Annotated in this window: 17 protein-coding genes; 10 read left to right on the top strand and 7 right to left on the bottom strand. The window is 57.3% G+C overall.

Annotated features, from left to right (window positions below):
* Positions 1-234: 234 nt before the first annotated feature.
* Together U9R80_RS11340 and U9R80_RS11335 are read left to right on the top strand one after the other, a co-directional pair.
* Positions 235-1662, top strand: a complete 1428-nt coding sequence (locus U9R80_RS11340; RefSeq protein WP_301840466.1) for a DUF1254 domain-containing protein — start codon at positions 235-237, stop codon at positions 1660-1662.
* Between the two features lie 26 nt (positions 1663-1688).
* Positions 1689-2984 carry a DUF1254 domain-containing protein gene (locus U9R80_RS11335; protein WP_301840464.1) on the top strand — a complete coding sequence of 432 codons (1296 nt, stop codon included), beginning with the start codon at positions 1689-1691 and terminating at the stop codon, positions 2982-2984.
* A 54-nt stretch (positions 2985-3038) separates the two neighbouring features.
* On the opposite strand, the gene U9R80_RS11330 is transcribed toward U9R80_RS11335, so the two are convergent.
* Entirely contained in the window at positions 3039-3809 is a 771-nt protein-coding gene (locus U9R80_RS11330; protein ID WP_301840463.1) for a DUF3313 domain-containing protein, read from the bottom strand.
* 635 nt (positions 3810-4444) lie between these two features.
* On the opposite strand from U9R80_RS11330, the gene U9R80_RS11325 reads away from it, so the two are divergent.
* On the top strand, positions 4445-4819 hold the full coding sequence (locus U9R80_RS11325) for a hypothetical protein (RefSeq protein ID WP_301840461.1): 375 nt from the start codon (positions 4445-4447) through the stop codon (positions 4817-4819).
* Positions 4820-4824: 5 nt separating this feature from the next.
* Here U9R80_RS11325 and U9R80_RS11320 read toward each other — a convergent pair whose 3' ends face one another.
* Together U9R80_RS11320 and U9R80_RS11315 are read right to left on the bottom strand one after the other, a co-directional pair.
* Positions 4825-5970 (bottom strand): alpha-hydroxy acid oxidase, encoded by a 1146-nt coding sequence (locus U9R80_RS11320; RefSeq protein WP_301840460.1) that lies wholly within the window; start codon positions 5968-5970, stop codon positions 4825-4827.
* Positions 5971-6000: 30 nt separating this feature from the next.
* Positions 6001-7311, bottom strand: a complete 1311-nt coding sequence (locus U9R80_RS11315; RefSeq protein WP_301840459.1) for an MFS transporter — start codon at positions 7309-7311, stop codon at positions 6001-6003.
* Between the two features lie 250 nt (positions 7312-7561).
* Here U9R80_RS11315 and U9R80_RS11310 point away from each other — a divergent pair, with 250 nt between their 5' ends.
* Entirely contained in the window at positions 7562-8485 is a 924-nt protein-coding gene (locus U9R80_RS11310; protein ID WP_301840458.1) for a LysR family transcriptional regulator, read from the top strand.
* Positions 8486-8886: 401 nt separating this feature from the next.
* Here the strand turns inward: U9R80_RS11310 and U9R80_RS11305 are convergent, their stop codons facing one another.
* Positions 8887-9303 carry a RidA family protein gene (locus U9R80_RS11305; RefSeq protein ID WP_301840456.1) on the bottom strand — a complete coding sequence of 139 codons (417 nt, stop codon included), beginning with the start codon at positions 9301-9303 and terminating at the stop codon, positions 8887-8889.
* 691 nt (positions 9304-9994) lie between these two features.
* Here U9R80_RS11305 and U9R80_RS11300 point away from each other — a divergent pair.
* From U9R80_RS11300 to U9R80_RS11275, 6 genes are all read left to right on the top strand, one after another.
* Complete coding sequence (locus U9R80_RS11300) at positions 9995-10339, top strand: DUF6124 family protein (RefSeq protein ID WP_301840454.1); 345 nt, start codon at positions 9995-9997, stop codon at positions 10337-10339.
* Positions 10340-10915: 576 nt separating this feature from the next.
* Positions 10916-12868 (top strand): alkyl/aryl-sulfatase, encoded by a 1953-nt coding sequence (locus U9R80_RS11295; RefSeq protein ID WP_301840453.1) that lies wholly within the window; start codon positions 10916-10918, stop codon positions 12866-12868.
* 112 nt (positions 12869-12980) lie between these two features.
* A complete protein-coding gene (locus U9R80_RS11290; protein ID WP_301840452.1) occupies positions 12981-13655 on the top strand; it encodes a DUF3313 domain-containing protein in 675 nt (224 codons plus the stop codon).
* A gap of 69 nt (positions 13656-13724) precedes the next feature.
* Positions 13725-15026 carry an OmpP1/FadL family transporter gene (locus U9R80_RS11285; protein ID WP_301840450.1) on the top strand — a complete coding sequence of 434 codons (1302 nt, stop codon included), beginning with the start codon at positions 13725-13727 and terminating at the stop codon, positions 15024-15026.
* Positions 15027-15060: 34 nt separating this feature from the next.
* Entirely contained in the window at positions 15061-15678 is a 618-nt protein-coding gene (locus tag U9R80_RS11280) for a hypothetical protein (RefSeq protein WP_301840449.1), read from the top strand.
* A 307-nt stretch (positions 15679-15985) separates the two neighbouring features.
* Positions 15986-16423, top strand: a complete 438-nt coding sequence (locus U9R80_RS11275) for a nuclear transport factor 2 family protein (RefSeq protein WP_301840447.1) — start codon at positions 15986-15988, stop codon at positions 16421-16423.
* Between the two features lie 70 nt (positions 16424-16493).
* Here U9R80_RS11275 and U9R80_RS11270 read toward each other — a convergent pair whose 3' ends face one another.
* From U9R80_RS11270 to U9R80_RS11260, 3 genes are all read right to left on the bottom strand, one after another.
* The gene (locus tag U9R80_RS11270) at positions 16494-18053 is read right to left on the bottom strand and encodes a diguanylate cyclase (RefSeq protein WP_301840443.1); all 1560 of its coding nucleotides are present in this window, start codon (positions 18051-18053) and stop codon (positions 16494-16496) included.
* 247 nt (positions 18054-18300) lie between these two features.
* Entirely contained in the window at positions 18301-18684 is a 384-nt protein-coding gene (locus tag U9R80_RS11265; RefSeq protein ID WP_301840440.1) for a tautomerase family protein, read from the bottom strand.
* 130 nt (positions 18685-18814) lie between these two features.
* Positions 18815-19705, bottom strand: a complete 891-nt coding sequence (locus U9R80_RS11260) for a DUF2950 domain-containing protein (protein WP_301840439.1) — start codon at positions 19703-19705, stop codon at positions 18815-18817.
* Positions 19706-19718: the final 13 nt, after the last annotated feature.

The following is a 19718-nucleotide window of genomic DNA, read 5'->3' as shown; positions in this document are numbered from 1 at the left end:
GTTCGCGGGTTCCTACGAGAACTGCCATGGCGAGCGGCCCCATAGCGGTGAACTACACTTGCGCGGGTGCCTGTTTCCAATGGCTAAAGCGACTGTGCGTGTCGGGACATCAGCCCCGACATCATGCTTGTACCTGGAGCCGCCATGAGAGCCGTAGAAGGATTGATGACTCGTATGCTCCCACCACGCAAAGGCCTGAATGTTGCCAACGCCCTTTTACCCAGGTTGCTGACGATGGCGCTCGCCGCTTGCGGCGCCGCTTCACTACAGGCAGCCACTGAACCCCTGGGAGGTCAGCCACCGCCAGGCGCGGCCCCCTCAGTGAAGGACTTCGACTACCAGATCAAGTACCAGCGCGCCTTTGAAGCTGTACTGTGGAACATGCCGGCGATCTCCATCTACTCGTTCCGCCGTGCCGCCTTCGAGCACCTGGGCTACCAGGACAACGACATCATCGCCTACTCGGCGACGGCCACCCCACAACTCGAAGCCCTGACCGCCAACAGCACCACGCCGTACATCGCCGCCTACACCGATTTGCGCAAGGGCCCCGTGGTGCTGGAAATTCCACCTGCCGGGGCCGACGGCAGCCTGTACGGCCAGGTGGTGGACGCCTGGCAGTTCACCATCGCCGACGTCGGGCCTGCCGGGCTCGACAAAGGCAAGGGTGGCAAATACCTGTTTACCGCGCCCGATTACAAAGGTGCGATCCCCAAAGGCTACTTCCACGTCAGCTCGCCAAACTATCGCATCGCCTTTGCTTTCCGGTCGGTACCGCCAGCCGGCAAAACGGCTGCTGACGCCTACGCATACGCCAAGCGCTTGCGCATGTATTCCCTGTCTCAGGCGCAGAATCCGCCACAGCAAAAATTCATCGACCCCAGCCATCAGCGTTATCCGACGCTGCCGTTCTACGATGAGCGGCACTTCCAGGACATGTACGAGATCATGAGCGTCGAGCCGGTCAGGGAGCACGACAAGGTGATGATGGGCATGCTCAAGTCCCTGGGCATCGAGAAAGGCAAACCTTTCGCCCCGGACGAAACTGCCAAACGCGCCATGCACCAGGCGGCCATCGACGCCTGGTTCTATTTGCAGGGCTGGTTCGACAAGGAAATGGTCAAGCGCGTTTACTGGCCGGATCGCCACTACGTCTCGTTGTTGCAGACCGATGCCAATCGCCAATTCACGTTCAAGTATGACGACAAGATCGACCTGATCGAGCGCGCGGCGGAGTACTTCTGGTGCACCTACATGCCCAAGGCACTCAGCGACTCACCCGCCACCGCCTACATGGTGGCGCTGGCGGACAAGGACGGTAAGCCGCTGGAAGCCGGCAAGCTCTACTCGGTGAATGTTCCAGCCAAAGTGCCGGTCAAGCAGTTCTGGGCGCTGACAGTCTACGACCGCGCCACCTTCTCTTTCATTTACAGCGACAGCAACCGCACCACGCTGTCGTCGTTCGACCTCGACAAGATGAAGAAGAACGCCGATGGCAGCATCACGCTCTATGTCGGTCCGAAAGCACCCGAGGGGCTGGAGTCCAACTGGATACCCACGCAGAACAAACGCCCGATGCCCACCATGCGTTTCTACGGACCGACCGAGGCGTTCAATAACAAGACGTTCAAGATGCCTGACTTCGAGCAGGTCAATCCCTGACTTTTCTCTGCCCCACTGGAGTGCTCATGAAACGATTGACCCTTGCGGCAACGCTGCTTTCGCTGACGGTACCGGCCTTTGCGCAGATACCAGACAAACTGGCCGCCGACGCTTATACCTACGGCTACTCCATCGACGAAGCGTACAAGTTCTTCTATGAGACGGCAGTCAAGACCGACACACCGCTCAACCGCTTCCAGAACATCCGCCACCTGGCCGACGACAAGTACACCGATCACCCAACCATCAACAACGACACCCTGCACCTGATGGGCTGGCTCGATGTCGCCGCCGAACCGGTCATCGTGACCGTGCCGGACATGGACAAGGGCCGCTACTGGATCCTGCACACCATGGACATGGGGCACTACACCGTGACCATGATCGGCTCTCGTACCCGTGGCAACAAAGGCGGCCACTTCATGTTCGCCACCCAGGACTGGAAAGGCGAAGTTCCAGGCAGCGTCGACGAAGTGATCCGCGTCGATTCCAACCTGGTGAAACTCATGGGCCGGATCATGGCCACCGGCCCGGAAGACGAAAAAACGGCCTTGAACTACATGGATGACTGGAACGTCAGGACGCTCTCGGCTTACCTGGGCGTCGCCGGTCCCAAGCCTAAACAACGCACTTACCTTGACCCGGCGAAAACCAATTGGCTGCAACGGGTCAATTACGTGCTGTGCGATGGAACCATGGGCAAAGCCGACAAAAAATGGCTGGAGCAATTCAAGACCGTGGGTCTTGAACCTTGCAAGGAAGACTTCACCAAAGACCAGCTTGCCGCTGCGAAGAAAGGCGAGGAACTGGGCATCAAGCACATCAAGGAACTGGCTCCGACCTTAACGGATGCCGGCAAGCTGCTTGGAACTCGCGCGCAGTTGAGCGACGACCCACGTGAACTGTTCGCCGAGGGAACCTACCTGGGCCAGTGGGGGTTGCCGCCGGACGAAACCATCTACCTGCAGGCCGTCAAAGGCAGCGATGGCAAGAACATCAATGGCGCCAATGGCAAAGCGTATCGCATGCATTTCAAGGCGCCGGACGTCAGCGAGTTCTGGTCCTTCACTGTGTACGGCAGCGACAACCGTTTCATGGCGCACAACGAAATCAACCGCCACAGCCGCGGCGACCGCACCTTGAAACCCGACGCCGACGGCAACTACACCATCGAACTCAGCGCCAAGGGCGATGCGAGCAATCCCAACTATTTGCCCATCCCGGAAAAAGACGTCTATATCGTGTTGAGGATGTATGGCCCGAGCAAGGAAGTGCAGGCCGGCGGCTACAAGTTCCCTGCCGTTGAAGTGGTAAAGCCCTGATTGATCCGGTGTTCTCCCTCCCGATGGGAGGGAGAACTAGCCGTTACTACTCAACTACTCACTGGCTTTCGTGCAATTACCCGCTGCGCGGCGCATGCAGAATTGATAACGCATCTGCTCGGCCCAGTAACGCTCGGCCTCGCTGACATCGCTCCATGAATCATAGGTACTGCTTTCAAACAGACCGATGATGGGCTTGCGGGCGCCCACACGGCGATCGATCATCGCGGCAATCACCTCTCCGGTCCCGGCGTCCGCCATTTTCCCTTCGACCGTCACCTGCCCCGCGAAGGGCGGCTTGCCGGTGGTATGCGACAACGTCTGCATCGTTGCCATCTTGGCCCCGGGAACACCCAATGGAATGGGCACATAAGACATCGCCTTCATCGAAGAGTCAGACGCTTGCGCGTCGATGATCGCCACCGACAAATGCAGGGTGTCGGGGCCTGCCTGATTGACCATTTGATAATCTTTGCCCAACTGTTCATGCAATTGATCGTAGAGGCCCTGGGCAATGGCGGCGCTTTGTTCCTGGGGCGCGTCATGCAACTTGGAGTTGGCGTCGCCATACAACTTGACCGGGTCAAGATAGATCTTGTTGTAGCGAGAAAACGCCTGAGACGAAGCGAATTTGGGATTGCGGTACAGCAGCAACGACTCCCCTTCTTTACCTGGTTTCATCATTGGATAAACGTCGGGCATGAAGCCTGAACCCTTGACGTTCTCGGCCAGCGTCGTGCTTCTGCCGGGCTGGGATGTTGAAGCACAGGCGGCCAGCAACACCAGCGCACTGCCAAGAACCAGGGTATTGAAGGTTTTTGTCATGCAGAAAAACTCCCTATTCACATCGAATTTTTTCGCGGCAACTGCCCGCCCCAAAGCAGTAAAAAGTGTAGACATAAATTACCCAAGGGATGCGCGTGGGGTGTTGAGGATGCTGATGTTCTCTACGCCGGCTGCCATGTGTGAGCATCCGCGCTGGGCCTTTCGAGCGTTCACTTCTGCAGACACACAGACTGGGCAACTTATGCAAGTTCTACGGCTGAGCGTTGAATAACAAAATAACCGCAACGGGAAAGCCCGACGCTCGAGAGCCATGAATAGTGGCCAACTAACACTGCACGTCAAACTTCACAGCCAACGCTTAGTAATTGGCGCGAGGTTACACTGAATCGGTCCTTCTTCCGTAGACGCTTCCGAAGGACCGCTTCTGGCCGATTTTTGCCTGACGCGAAGGGCAGGAGTCGAGCCAAAGCCGTCGGTACATAGAGGCTCAGTGGGAGCGGGCTTGCCCCGCGATTCTGGCGATGGGCAATGTCTACCAACTGCCATGATTCTGTCGCGGGGCAAGTCGAAGCGTCGCACCGCCGCTCCCACTGGTGCAAGACCGCTTGTGGCCGGTTTCTGCCTGTCGCCACCGGCAACAATGCGCAGCTTTCAGATGATCATGGTTACTAAGCGTGTTGATCAAATCCGATGCAATCAGGGGGGGCAAGTGGAGTGCAATTTTGCAATCAGCGATGCGTCAGGTCATACGCAAGATAAAAACGCTCGAAGCAGAGGGCTACATCAGCAAATCCCGCTTCCGTAAGAACAACGAATGTTCACTTCCAGAGAAGCTAGCGATCAAAGACGATCACGGTCGCCCACGAGTTCTAGCACAGTGGATATGCCATCAAGTTGATCGGAGCATCCCTATATTTATTAGTACTAAATTTTTAGATACTCCCCTACCCCACCCAGAACTCGATGACAACGATGACATCAAGTTAGCATGCCCAATGGGAATAGGGGGTGATGGCGATTTGGTTCAATCCGGTGCCAGTGGCACTTGAGCTTATTAGTTAGGAGTGAGCAAAATATTTCTATCGACGTGGTTAATGTCGATTTGACCGGAGAGCGCCATTGAGGCATCCAGTTCATGGGCGATGATTTCCAGACTGCGGGTCACACCTGCTTCACCCAAGCCGCCCAAGCCATAAAGAAATGCTCGACCGATCAAAGTGCCTTTGGCACCCAGTGCTATGGCCTTCAGCACGTCTTGGCCACTACGGATACCACTGTCGATCCATACCTCGATCCGATCACCCACCGCATCGACGATGGCCGGTAATGCGCTAATAGTTGATTGGGCACCATCTAGCTGGCGTCCGCCGTGGTTGGAAACAATGAGTGCGTCAGCTCCAATTTCCGCCGCGACGCGTGCATCATCCGGGTCAAGAATGCCCTTTAAAATGAGTTTTCCTGGCCAGCGTTCACGCACCCATGCAATATCGGCCCAACTCATGCTCGGATCGAACTGCTCCTGGATCCAGGAAGAGAGTGAAGACATGTCGCTGATATTCTGGACGTGTCCGACGATGTTGCCAAACTGACGACGCTTGGTGGATGCCATGCCTAGGCACCACTTCGGCTTGGTCATCATGTTGAGCAGGTTGGACGGGGTCAGACGTGGCGGCGCCGACAGGCCATTCTTGATATCTTTGTGTCGCTGTCCACAGATTGGTAAATCGAGCGTCAGCACCAATGCACTGCAGTTCGCAGCAATCGCACGCTTTATCAGGCGTTCAATGAAATCCCTATCGCGCATCATGTACAACTGAAACCAAAACGGTGCGGCGACGTGTTCGGCAATGTCTTCCAAAGAGCAGATACTCATCGTTGACATCGTGTAGGGAACGCCAAATTTTTTTGCCGCTTTAGCCGCGAGTATTTCGCCGTCGGCATGCATCATCCCAGCGAGTCCCGTTGGCGCGAGGGCAACAGGCATTGCGATGTTTTGCCCAACCATCGTGGTGCGCAAATTGCGTTTCTCTATATCGACAGCAACGCGTTGACGTAGCTTTATCGCCTGGAAATCCGATTCGTTCAGATGGTACGTAGATTCTGTCCAGGAGCCGGAGTCGACATAGTCATAAAACATTTGTGGGATGCGTTTTTTTGCCAAGACGCGCAGGTCTTCGATACAAGTTATAGGCGTGGCCATCGAGTACTTCTCTTAAAAGGCATGGAGGCGTTATTTGTTTACCAACCTGGCGGGCACGGCGGCGAGCGTAATAACGCTTCCGGCGACGAGTACCGCCGCGACTGCATAGAGTCCTATCTCGGCGCTGCCGGTGAGGTCTTTGATCCAGCCGACCAGATAGGTACTGGTGAGCCCACCGATGTTGGCGATAGCGGTGATCAAGGCAATACCAGCCGCTGCCGCAGCCCCCCCAAGGAATGCTGTGGGCATGCTCCAAAAAATAGGTGCCATGGCCTGGATACCGACAGATGCAAGTGTTAACGCAGGCAGAACAAAGTAGATGCCATACCCTGTCAGGGTGCTCAATGCCAGCCCAACTGCACCGACTGCCATGGCGATCGCGAGGTGCCATCGACGCTCTCGGGTTTGGTCAGAGTGGCGTGCCCATAAGACCATTGAAACCATCCCAAAGGCGTAAGGAACAGCGACCAGCAAACCCACGTTCAGGACATCCTTGACGCCAGCGTCCTTAATCAGAGACGGCAACCAGAAACTGAAGGTGTAGATGCCCATGGCACAGGTAAAAAAGATCAAACCCATCAGCCAAACCCGGGAGTCTTTGAAAGCCTGAGCAATGGAGTGGTGGAGTTTGTCATCCGACTCGCTTTGGATGTTTCGTTCTAGAATGCTTTTCTCCATGGGGGTCAGCCACCGCGCGTGCCGAATGCCGTCGTCCAGAATGAACAGCACAGCGATACCGACCAATAAGGAAGGTGCCGCCTCGAGGAGAAACAGCCATTGCCAGCCTTGCAGACCGGATACACCGGTAAACGCACTCATGATCCAGCCTGATAGGGGGCCGCCAATCACGCCAGAAAGAGGAATGGCACAATAAAAAAACGCAGTAATCTTGGCGCGTCGGTCAGCCGGATACCAATACGTCAGATAAAGAATGATTCCCGGAAGAAATCCGGCCTCTGCGACGCCCAGCAGAAAACGGATGACATAAAACATCGCAGGTGTTGTGACGAAAGCGGTGGCGGCGGAAAGTAGCGACCAGGTAATCATGATTCGCGCAATCCATCGTTTGGCCCCCACACGCTGCAGCAGGATGTTGCTCGGTACTTCGACGAGTATGTAGCCAACAAAGAAAATGCCAGCACCCAAGCCATATACAGTTTCGCTCCACTGCAGGTCATCCAGCATCTGCAGCTTGGCAAACCCCACATTCACCCGATCCAAATAAGCGCAGAAGTAGCACAAACACAGGAAAGGAATTAGCCGCCAGGTAACTTTGGCATAAAGCCGATTTTCAGCTGATTTTTCATAGGTAGGCAGTGGTAACGGAGAGAGACTAGTCATAGGCGTTCTCTTATTATTTTAATGGATTGCGCGTGAGCTATCAGAGGGGCGACCCTCCGATGGAGTCTGAGCGCCACACTGCTATAGCGACAATCGAATTATTTTTGCCCATTCGTTAATAAACCTCGTAGATTGGAGCCCTCCCCCGATGAGTCGCCCCTGATTTGGTGGAGACCTCCAGGCACCGGCCAAAGATATCTACCTTTCCGGGGGCAGTTCAGGGGCAGTCCACACCTTCGCAAGGGCCCAGATGAATTTCACTTTCAAGCAATTACGGACATTCCTCGTCGTGGCCGACGCCCAGAGCTTTAGCCATGCTGCCCAGCATCTGCATGTGACGCCTGGAGCTGTAAGTCTGATCATCAAGGAGCTGGAACAGGAGTTCGGCTTTTCCTTGTTCGACCGTACGACGCGGTCCATGGTGCTTTCTAAAGCGGGGGAGGAGTTTCGCCCTGCGGCCGAAAAAGTCATGCACGAGATTCAATCTGCGATGCGGACAGTCAATACCATCAAAAACCTATCGACTGGTATCGTCCGGGTTGCCGCTCCGCTGCTCGCCGCCAGCTCACTATTGCCGACAGCCTTAGCCGTCTACCGAAAGCACAAGCCCGACGTCGTCGTCCGCCTCATCGACTGCTCCGTGGACGAGCTGGCGGATGCTGTGGCCAGTAATCGCGTCGACATAGCCTTTGGTGCAGACCGAAAAACTGGCAATAAAGTTAAACGTATCGCGCTGTATAGAAGTCCTTGGATGATGTTGTGCGCGGCTTCCAATGCCTTGGCAGTCAGCCCCAAAATCACGTGGGGCATGCTCAATGATCACTCGGTCATCACGACAGGAAAAGACTATGAAACTTACTTCACTGATGCGTTGCAGTATTTGACCGCAGACCAGCAATTCGAGCCGGATTATGTTGTAGATAACATCTCTACAGCCCTTGGACTGGCGACATCGGATCTGGCGGTGATGCTGTCATTGTGCCCGGGGTTTCTAGCGAAACAGGCTCGCGCCATGGGCCTTGTAATGAGACGGATTGAAGAGCCTGAGATCATTAGAGAAATGTCGATATACGTTCCATGTGATCGCACCCTTACGCCAGCTGCTCAAGCATTCCTCGATTTTATTCAGCCCTACCTCAAACAGCAGGAGGAGGCTGGTTCAATCGTGGATTGACAGGATTGACGAGCGTTCCAACGCGTGGCGTCGCCCCCTTGGTCACGGGGTTTTGCGCCCGGCTCTAAACGCGCTAGGTTCAGATGCTTGTGGTCAAGCCAATCACCTACGTCCTCGTGTTTGTGCATTGAGCAGGTCTCGAGGTCGCAGCCCTTCGAGCCCCATAAGCAAATTTCCCAAAGCACGCAGTGCTGTTGGCGCTGATTGAAAAACTGACAGGTGCTCAACTGTTCCTGCTCAATTTTGAGCAGGAGAACACAGGGTGATCAGCATGGATAATGATGGGCAAAGTTCGGCGGATGTATTTTCGCGGCAAGCTGTCGCTGCATCAGATAACCAAGCGTACCGGGCTATCGCGAAACACTGAAAGCGGGTCGGAGCGAGTGAATAAGGTTTGCCGGTTAGCTGCAAGCAGCCACCGCCTCGATCTCCACGAGCATGCCATCCAGCGCCAGCCGTGGTACCGGAATCAAAGTGCAGACCGGATGCCTGACCTTCCAGACCCGATTCACTTCCCCAACCCAATCGCGCAAGCGATGCTCATCATGATCGACGATCAATAAGGTCAGCTTGAACACCTGTTGCAAGCTCGAGCCCTGCGATTGGAGTGCAGTGTTCAGGTTGACCAGCGCCTGCCTTGCCTGCTCGGAGAACGCGGCTGGCAGTCGCCCGTCGACGTCCTCGCCACCCTGCCCTGCAATAAACAGCAGCCTGGCCCCAGGTGCCACTGCAGCGACGTGGGAATACCCGTTGTTGCTCGGGTCATACAGCCCTGGCGGGTTGGAAAGCTCGAACGCGAGACGAGAATCTACGGACATGGGACTACTCCAGATGCAAGGGTTGGTAGTCTGCGACCTCAAGTCAACTTGAGGTCAAGGATGCCCGCATGGACGACAACGAAGGTGCCAGGGTGGGGAGGGATTTCGTTTCGGCCTGGTGCTGGAGAGCCGCGGCGATTGGCTATTGGTCTATTTGCCTGACGGCGGTCCTGCCGGGGGAACCGCTGGCGAAGTTCGCGCAATACCGGGCTCACAGGTGCGCATCACGGACATTCCCTGGTTGTCGCTGATTGCCTGCCTGCGCCGAGGTGGCCGCGGAACGCTGGAGCTGGCAGCGATGATTCTGGATGAGGATGAAAAACAAACGGTGAAATCCGAACAGACCGTGCCAAGAAGGCGCGCGCGGCAGAAACGAAGTGATGCTGTTCAATTCGCTGACGCCATACCCTGCCCCTTGAATCCCTCCCCCGACCCCGCTACCCTCCTCGCTGTCGCTGTAAATCCAGCGACCGGGTTTGGTAGCCCGGGAGAGAATCAAGGCGCACAAGCGCCCCATCCGATTCAGCTGGCGCTTTTTTTTGTGCCCGCTTTTTCGTGTTATGGCGGCTGTGCGTAGGGCGCATTCGTGCGCGCCGGTTTCCTTGATTCCCGGTCTACCAACCTGCGTACAGCCGCCACCCATTCGTTTGGTAGCGATACGTGGCGGCTCCACCAATCAAGGAGCTACACAATGACAAAACCCGTTCCTGACCCTCCCCTCACCACCCAGACCTCCACCACCTTCGGCTCCTGCAACGGCAGCCACGAACCGCTGTTCGCTGTACGTGCCGGTGTCTCGTCCGAAGACGCCCTGGTCCATGCCTCCATCCTGATCAAAAGTGCCTACCAGACCACCGCCCAAGCCTGTGAGCGGGTCGAGCCCGAGGTTCGCAACCTGCTCTGGGGTTCGCAGCACACGCTGGAAATGAGCCTTGCGCTGATCGAGGCATTGCTGGATGAAGTGGAAGCGCGGGCGGCGACGTCTGCGGTGCTGCGTCGCTCCGTGCAGGCCGTTCACGCTGCAGTGAAGGAGTGACGGTCGGTTGACCCAGGGCCGCCGATGCGGCCCTTTGCAAGATGACTTTAGATTCTGCAGACACACAGGATGCGGGGTTGGGGAACTTGAACAAGTCCTACAACAGGGAGCTGAATAACAAGGTAACCGCAACGCTAAAGACCAACTCTAGAGCGCCATTAGCAATATGGCCAACTAATATCACGCGCCAAACTTCACCGCCAATAACCGGCTGCCAACGCTGAGTAACTGGCTCAGGGTTACACCCAGATGTGATTAAAGTCTCAATTGGGCAATGCGCTGTCGAACAACAAAAGCATTATTTTTCCTGCACGGGCTTAAACGTTTTAGCCTTCAGCTTTTACTGCGCTCTTCAGTCGTGCGCACTGAGCTCACCCGAAAACTCTGACAGTTACGGTTCTGACTTTCTCGTCAGAAAATTCGCCATTCATCGAGAAACTACTAGGTTTACCTGTGCTCGCGTTTACCGGTTTGGTAGTGCGATTTCCGACTAGCAGGAGCATAGAGATGAGTTTGGAGATGACGTTAGGGCAATTCTTCCCTCTTGGTGGGTCGAAAACACGCAAAGTGGCGGGCATGACCTGCTCACTGGTCGTAGCGCTCGCGCTGGCCACCGAAGCGATGGCGGCAGAGCAACCGAAACCCGCGACGGAGGCCACTAAGGCGGCCAATAACGCCTTGCTCAAGGAACTTCCGTTCAATGACAAGACATCTTTCGAGTTGGCCCATAAAGGCTTCATTGCCCCGCTACCTTCCGAGGTCATCAAGGGCAAGTCAGGCAATGTAATCTGGGACCCGGCCAAGTATGCGTTTATCAAGGAAGGCGAAGTAGCGCCTGATACCACCAACCCCAGCCTCTGGCGTCAATCGCAACTGATCAACATCTCTGGTCTGTTTGAAGTCACCGATGGCATCTACCAGGTGCGCAACTACGACTTGTCGAACATGACCATCGTCGAAGGCAAGGACGGTATCACCATCTTCGACCCGCTGATTTCCAGCGAAACCGCCAAGGCGGCGCTCGAGCTCTACTACAAGCACCGGCCGAAAAAGCCCGTGGTGGCGGTGATCTACACCCACAGCCACGTTGACCACTACGGCGGTGTGCGCGGTGTGATCAACGAAGAAGACGTCAAGGCCGGCAAGGTCAAGGTTTATGCACCCAAGGGCTTCCTGGAGCACGCGGTAGCGGAGAACGTCATGGCGGGTACCGCCATGAGCCGTCGCGCCAGCTACATGTACGGTAACCTGCTGCCACCCAATGCCACCGGCCAGTTGGGCGCAGGCCTGGGTACTACCACCTCTGCCGGTACCGTGACCCTCATCCCGCCGACAGACATCATCGAGAAGACCGGCGAGAAGCACGTTATCGACGGCCTCACCTATGAGTTCCTCTACGCGCCGGGCAGCGAGGCGCCGGCCGAGATGCTCTATTACATCAAGGAGAAAAAGGCCCTCAACACGGCCGAAGACTCCACCCATACCCTGCACAACACCTACTCGCTGCGTGGCGCGAAAATCCGCGAGCCGCTGCCGTGGTCGAAGTACCTCAACGAAGCGCTGAAGATGTGGGGCGACGACGTTCAGGTGATGTATGCCATGCACCACTGGCCGGTCTGGGGCAACAAGGAAGTGAAGGACCAGCTGTCCTCGCAACGTGACATGTACCGCTTCATCAACGACGAAACCCTGCGTCTGGCCAACAAGGGGTACACCATGACCGAAATCGCCGAGCAGGTGAAACTGCCCAAGTCGATTGCCAACCGCTTCTCCAACCGCGGCTATTACGGCTCGCTGAACCACAACGTCAAGGCTACCTACGTGCTGCACCTGGGCTGGTTCATCGGCAACCCCGCCACGCTGTGGGAACTGCCGCCGGAAGAAGAGGCCAAGCGTTTTGTCGAGATGATGGGCGGCGCCGATGCCGTGCTGAAAAAAGCCAAGGAGTACTACGACAAGGGTGACTTCCGCTGGGTGGCCAAGGTTGTAAACAACGTGGTCTTCGCCGAGCCCACCAACCAGGCGGCGAAAAACCTGCAGGCCGACGCCCTAGAGCAACTGGGCTACCAGGCCGAAAGCGGACCGTGGCGCAACTTCTACCTGACCGGCGCACAGGAGCTTCGCAACGGCGTGCAGAAACTGCCGACGCCCGACACCGCCAGCCCCGACACCGTCAAGGCGATGGACCTGGACCTGTTCTTCGACTACCTGGCCATGCGCCTGAAAGCGCCTGAGGTGGAAGGCAAGCACATCACCCTCAACCTCGACTTCACTGATCTGAAGCAGAAATACACGCTGGAGATGGTCAACGGTGTACTCAACCACACCGAAGGCGTGCAATCGAAAGATGCCGACGCAACCATCACCCTTACCCGCGACACGCTGAACAATCTGATGCTCAAACAGACCACGCTCAAAGACGCGAAAGGTTCGGGTGACATCAAGGTTGAAGGCAACGAGGGCAAGCTTGAGGAGTTGATGAGCTACATGGACAACTTCGACTTCTGGTTCAACATCGTGACGCCGTAATGCGTTGATTACGGCGCGTGGCGGCGGCAAATGGATTGCTGCCGCCACGCCATAGAGTCGCTGATGTTTGCCGTTTCAGACTTAAACCAGTTAGTTAAATCGGAGTTCTACCATGCAGGTTAAATCCTTTGCTGCAGCGTTGTGTGTGGCTTCCCTGGCGCTCTCCGGCTGCGCCAGCAAATATGTCGAGCCCGACCAGTATTCCGGTTTTCTCAAGGACTACAGTGCCCTGAAGGAAGAAAAATCACCGTCGGGTGCAGCGGTCATGCGCTGGATCGACCCGAAAATCGACGCCAACAAGTTCAGCAGCGTCTATGTCGAGCCAAGCCAGCTCTACCCCAAGCCACAGGCGACGGAGAAGATCCCGGATTCCACCTTGCAAGGCATCACCCAGTATTACAACCAGGCCCTGCAAACCCAGTTCTCCAAAGTCTTGCCTTTGGCTAAAGGCCCAGGCCCAGGTGTGTTGGTGGTGCGGCCGGCGATTACCGCGGTAAGCGCCAAGACCAAGGGCCTGCGCCCGTATGAAGTGATCCCGATCGCACTGCTCGCTGCGGGTGTCAGCACTGCCACTGGTATTCGCGATCAGGACACCAGCCTGTCGACTGAAGCGCAGTTCCTCGATGCCAGCAACAACAAAGTCGTTGCCCAGGTGGTGCGCAAAGGTGCCGGTGCCGACCTCGACAACTCCGATCAGGTGATGACCGCCAAAGACGCCAAGGCAGTGCTCGATGGCTGGGCGATCGACATCGTCAAATCGTTCGAGCAGCTCAAGACCAAACACTAAGACCTGGCCCCTCGGCCTGCCGATGCTGTCGGCAGGTCGCCATCAACGGATTGACCTTGAGGAGGCTTGATGAAGTCAACCACGCGTGATCTCAACCATGGCTTGCGCCTTACCGGTCTGGCGTTCAGCTTGTGGGTACTGAGCAGTGACGCCTTGGCCGGTGGGATTCTGATCTACGAGGCCGGGCAAGAAAGCAATGGCCTTGCCAACGCCGGCGCGGCCGCGCTGGCAACCGACCCTAGCGTATTGATGAGCAACCCCGCGGGTATCGTCGAGTTGCAGGGCACTCAGGTCAGCGCCAATGCGCAGGTCATCCTCGGCGACATGGGTTTTTCCCGCGACAGTCGCAACCAGTTCGACGGCAACGAAGGCGGCAACGCCCTGCAGTACCTGCCCGGTGCCAGTCTGTTCATCAGTCACCAGATCGACGAGCGTTCGGCGATTGGCTTTGGCATGTACGGCAACTTTGGCCTGGCCCTGGACTACGACGACGATTGGGCGGGGCGTTACTTCAACCAGGAAGCGGCGATCATCGGCGTGTCGTTCCAACCGACGTTGGCGTACAAATTTACCGATGACCTGTCTATGGGCATTGGCCCGCGCATCATGGTTGCCTACTACCGCAACGAGATGGCCATCAACAACAACCTGCTCGGACTGCTGGATCGTCCCGATGGCCAGCTCGAATACAAAGACACGGATGTCGGCACCGGGGTCAATCTGGGGCTGCTGTACAAACTGAGCGAACGCACGCAAATCGGTTTCGCCTACACCAGCAAGATCGACCTGGAGTTCAAGGACAAACCGAGCGTGCACAAGGTCGACAACCTGATCATCAACACGGCATTGAACCGCCTGGGAGCCGACTCTCTGGAGCTGGACATGGCGGTCCCACAAACCGCATTGCTGAGCGTCGCCCACGACCTCAATGCCCAGTGGAAGCTGCTGGGTAGCCTTGGCTGGCAAGACTGGAGCGAGTTCGGCAACATCGGCGTCGAGGTGGATGCAGACGCCTTGGGCGTCAGTCGCACCGTCGACCGCCAGTACAAGGACACCTGGCATGCCTCCGTGGGGGCCCAGTACCAGATCAACCCGCGCCTGCGCCTGAACATGGGCTTGGGCTATGACAGTTCGGCGGTGGACGACAAGGATCGCACCGTTGACAACCCCATGGGAGAAGCCTGGCGATTGGCTACGGGGGTCAACTATCAGGTGGACGAAGGCCTGGACCTGCACGCCGCCTACACACTGATTTGGCTTGGCGACATGGATGTGAATCAGACCAAGGCGCGATCAGGCACCACCCTGTCGGGCACTTATCGCAATGCCGCACTGCATATCCTCGGTGCGGGTGCCACCTGGCGATTCTAAGCCTGCCCCCGAACAGCCCAGCGCAGGAGGCCTCATGTTCAGCTTCATCAAGACCACGATTGCCGGCGGATTACTGCTGATACTGCCGCTGGTGTTGGTGTTCATCCTTATCGAAAAGGCCATCCACTTACTCAGCGGTCCCGTGCAGAAAGTGGTGCCGTGGTTCAGTGGTTTCAGCGTTGCCGGTGTGACGTCAGTGACACTGGCCACGGTGATCCTCCTGGGGCTTGTTTGCTTTCTCGCGGGTTTGCTCGCCAAGACTGCAATAGCCTCGCGGGCCCTGGGCACGCTGGAAAATCGGCTGCTGGGCAACCTGCCGGGTTACCAACTGCTAAAGGACGCCACCGCCCGTTTCGCCGGCCTGGATGACATCGAAGGTGCCCGGGTGGGAATGATCAGTGAGGGTGAGGGTTTTCGTTTCGGCCTGGTGCTGGAGAGCCGCGGTGATTGGCTATTGGTCTATTTGCCTGACGGCGGTCCTGCCGGGGGAACCGCTGGCGAAGTTCGCGCAATACCGGGCTCACAGGTACGCATCACGGACATCCCCTGGTTGTCGCTGATTGCCTGCCTACGCCGTGGAGGCCGCGGAACGCTGGAGCTGGCGGCGATGATTCTGGATGAGGATGAAAAACAAGCGGTGAAATCCGAATAGACCGCGCCAAGAAGGCAAAACCCGTTCCTGACCTTCCCTGTCGCCAGACACAAACGGGCTTGCTGTGGGAGCGGGCTTGCCCCGCGAGACAATCTGACAGACAGATCGCAATCGCGGGGCAAGCCCGCTCCCACAGAGCCTTTATGCATCGGCGAGGCAACTCACTCGAAACACGCTAGAGGACCCTCCATAAGGACGATGTCTCATTTCCCCTTGTTGGCGATGATTTCTTGGTGTTCGTACCAGGCGCCCAATCGGGTCCCACGGTCCATCAGGCCAAGCGGCCATTCGTGAGAAAGGGTGAGTAATGAGCAATAGCGCCATTGAAATTACCAATCTGCTCTACCGCTACGCCGAGAGCATGGACGCAGGTGACCTGGAAGGTGCCGCAGCGCTCTTTCGACATGCACGTATCAAAGTCCAGAGCCGCGAAGACTTTCTTGATGCCGCTGACCTGCTGCGGCTCTGGAAGCAACACGTAAAAATCTATCCATGCGGGACTCCGCGCACAAAGCATGTCATCACCAATCCGATCATCGAAGTCGATGAAACCTCCGGCAAGGCGACGATACGTTCCTGCTACACCGTCCTCCAGCAAACCACCGAACTCGCTCTTCAGCCAATCGCTGCGGGCCGTTACCACGACGAATTCGAGCGCGTCCACCAGGCGTGGCGTTTTTGCTTTCGCGATTACTCCCTGCTGGAGTTCACGGGCGACCTGAGCTTTCACCTCAAGGGCCTGTAAGCGTCTGAACGCCAACGCCCGTTTCTGGCTGATCACGGGCTGACGCCCCAGGGAGCACATAGACAGCGGTCTAGGACGCCACCACTCGGTTTCGCCCGCCCTGCTTGGCCAGGTAAAGCCTCTCATCGGCCAGTTTCAAAACCGCCACGGACGTCAATGCCTCCTCTCGACAAGCCACCCCAAGGGACAGCGTCAGCTTGCCTACCGTAGGCACATCGCTACTCGCTATGTTTTCCCTGATTCGTTCCGCGATGATGATCGCGATGGCTTTAGACGTATCTGGCATAACCAGGACAAACTCTTCGCCGCCGACACGACAGGCCAGATCGTTGATCCTCGAATTGCTTTTCAAGACCTCGGCAACATGCTTGATCGCGATATCACCCGTGTCGTGGCCAAAGGTATCGTTTATGCGCTTGAAGTGATCTATATCGAGCGAGAGTACGGCGTATGGCTGTTCCGTCTGCGTCAACATGTCGAGAAGCCCCCCCATAGCCCTTCGATTCGCAAGCCCCGTCAGCGCATCACTCTGCGCTTCATGACTGAGATGGCCAAGCTTTTGCTGCAGGAGTTTGAAGCCGCTGAGTAGGGCCCGTCGGATAGCAGAGGCATCGCGGTACCAGACGTGTACGCGCAGCAATCGGGTCTCGGTTTCCGGCGCCATCAACTGAGTCGCGGCGATCGATAGCTGGCGAAGCGGCCGTGCGATCAGAACAGTGCCGGCCAGGATCAACCCTAACCCTACGATGCCTGCCGGAATCATTCCCATGATGATGTGCTCCATCAGGGGGGTGAGAGGGGCGAGCGTTCGCTCCCGAGATTGCATGGCTATCACGGCCCAATTGGCATCCGGTACCTGTGCGTAGCCGGCCAGCAACTGCCCCCCTTTGTCGTCTGGAACAGTCATTGACCCGGTCTCGCCCCGCAAAGCCGCATCCACTGCACTGCTTCGACCGAGGATTTCGCCGATTCGCTGCTGGTCGGGGTGATACAGCAGCCGCCCGCTCCCGTCGGTCACGAACACGAAGGTGCCTTCGTGGTGGAAGTGCCTGCTGATCACTGTATGTAAGGCGCTCTCCTGCGTGAGATAGACGGAGGCACCGATCACGCCGAGAAACTGGCCCGATGCCGTGACGATGGGCTGAGAAATGAAGATGACCAAATGGCCGGATGCCGCTGTATAAGCCGAGCTGACCAAGGGGCTGTGCTCCCTGAGGGCCTGCTGCAGGGTCGTTGAATCCGGCGTTGAACCCTCGGTTTTCAAGACCTCCGGTGCCGTCTGGAGAACCCTGCCACTGGCGTCGATTATGGCAATGGCATTCAGGTCCGCATCCTGGCGTTGCAAACGATTTGCCTCAGCACGAAGCGCTTGCGGTTCATTCCAATGAGCAGCCAGGACATCCGCGCTGTATTTCATTCGCCCCTGGGCCGACTGAAGAAACGCGCCAATGCTCGATGCCAGCTTGGCGGCATAAGCGTTATTGGATTCGAGCGTCGAATGAATCAGCGCATCGCGCTGGACCCGGTAGGCGACGATAAAGCTGTTGCAGAGCGTGGCAAGCACTGACAGCAGAACAAAAAAGAGTATGAGTGCGCGCAAATCGAGCGGCAGAGGCCATAAGCGCTTCATGTCACATCCTGAAGAGGTCGCCGAAGTCACGTTCTAAAGGTTAGTTCGGGTTGGGCATGGGTGGCCTGGCGGCGGAGTACTCATTTTCCCAACTGGAATTGTGGCCCTTCGCGACAGACTCACGGCAGCATGGCAGACATTGCCGATCGCCAGAATCGCGGGGCAAGCCCGCTCCCACTGGGCCTCTATACACCGACGGCGTTGTGGGCAGAGGCACAGCAGGCGATGACGGTCAACGCGAGGCGGGTTACTCGGCGTACTGGGCAATGCCGTTGCCGAATGACCAGTTCTCCCGCTTGACCTCCACCAGGCTGATGAAGACGTCTTCCATGCGCACGCCCGCCGCCTCATTGAAGCCCTTGGCGATGGTCTGGTAGAGCATTTTCTTTTGCTCGGTCGTGCGGCCTTCGTTGAGCGTGATCTGGATGAACACCTGACCCTCCGAACGCCGGATACCCAGGTATTCGGGATCGTTCACCAGCCGGTTGCCGTCGTGCTCGGTGAGTATCTGGAAGTTGTCATGGTCTGGGACGTTGATCGTGTCCCTCATGGCCTGGTACACGATCCGGCCCAGTTTCTGGATGTGCTCGGGGTCGGGATGTTTTCTGATGTCGATGCGAACCAATGGCATGGATATCTCTCTTGCTCTGGGCCGTGCCCAAGGCACCGTCCGGCTGCTGCGGTCGAAACGGACGCTCTCAATCCAGCCGTCCAGAAAGGCGGCGATCTCGGGTTACAGTCGAGTTGCAGGGCCGCCTGGTTCAGGGCGCGTCGTCCTCGTCCTTGACTTCGATCCAACTGCTATCGGGGTCGAAACGGGTAATGGCTGCAGCCTTTTTGGTGCTGTCTCGGCCGAGGTCTTTCTCGAATACTTCACCGTCGTGGCTGATCATGAAGCTCATCACGCCGGTGTCTCCGTACTTCGTCGGCCAGGCGATCACGGCAAAGCCGCGGGTCATGCGTCCGTCGATCTTGTAGTCATAGGCGCCGCCGGGTGCCGAGGGGCCTTGGGCGGTGAGGATGCGGTAGTGATAGCCGTGCCAGTCGTCGCCAATCGCGACATCGCCGAACAGCGGCCCGAGGGGGCTTTCCTCGATGCCCTCCTCTTCAGGCCAGTACAGGCCATCGAACTGCCCGTCGCTGCTGATGAACTTCTGCGCGTACTCCAGAACCCCATCGTTGTTGCGATCAACCTCGGCGTAATCCATCTGCGCGTCGTGATAGGCACGCACCGCTTGAATGGTTGCCAGTTCGTTACGGCCGATGCGGCGCAGGCGGATTTCTTCGGCACCGACCTTGGTGTCGAATGTCCAGCCGCTGGCAACGTGCTTGATGGGAATCGGGAACACCCAGGCTGTTTCGCCGACGACCAGGTGCGCACGATCCGGGCTGTCGGGCTGAATCAGATGCTTTTCCTTGTAGAGGGCCAGAAAGGCGTCGACATCTTCGCGGTCGACGTGCTCGGTTGGGATGTAGCTCTTCCAGTCGTTGCCGAGCAGCTTCGCCAGCGCTTGGCTTTCGCTACTCTCGCTGCCAAGAGCCTGCACCAGCGCCGCGCCGGCGTCCTCCGCGCTTGGGAAGTGTTGCTGAGCAAAACTGCCGGATGTCCAGAACAGGAGCAGAACCAGTGCACATCGACCTGCAGCATTCATGACTGACTCTCCT

Source organism: Pseudomonas sp. JQ170C (assembly GCF_035581345.1).
Taxonomy (GTDB): Bacteria; Pseudomonadota; Gammaproteobacteria; order Pseudomonadales; family Pseudomonadaceae; genus Aquipseudomonas.
This window is presented reverse-complemented; position numbering and strand designations above follow the sequence as displayed.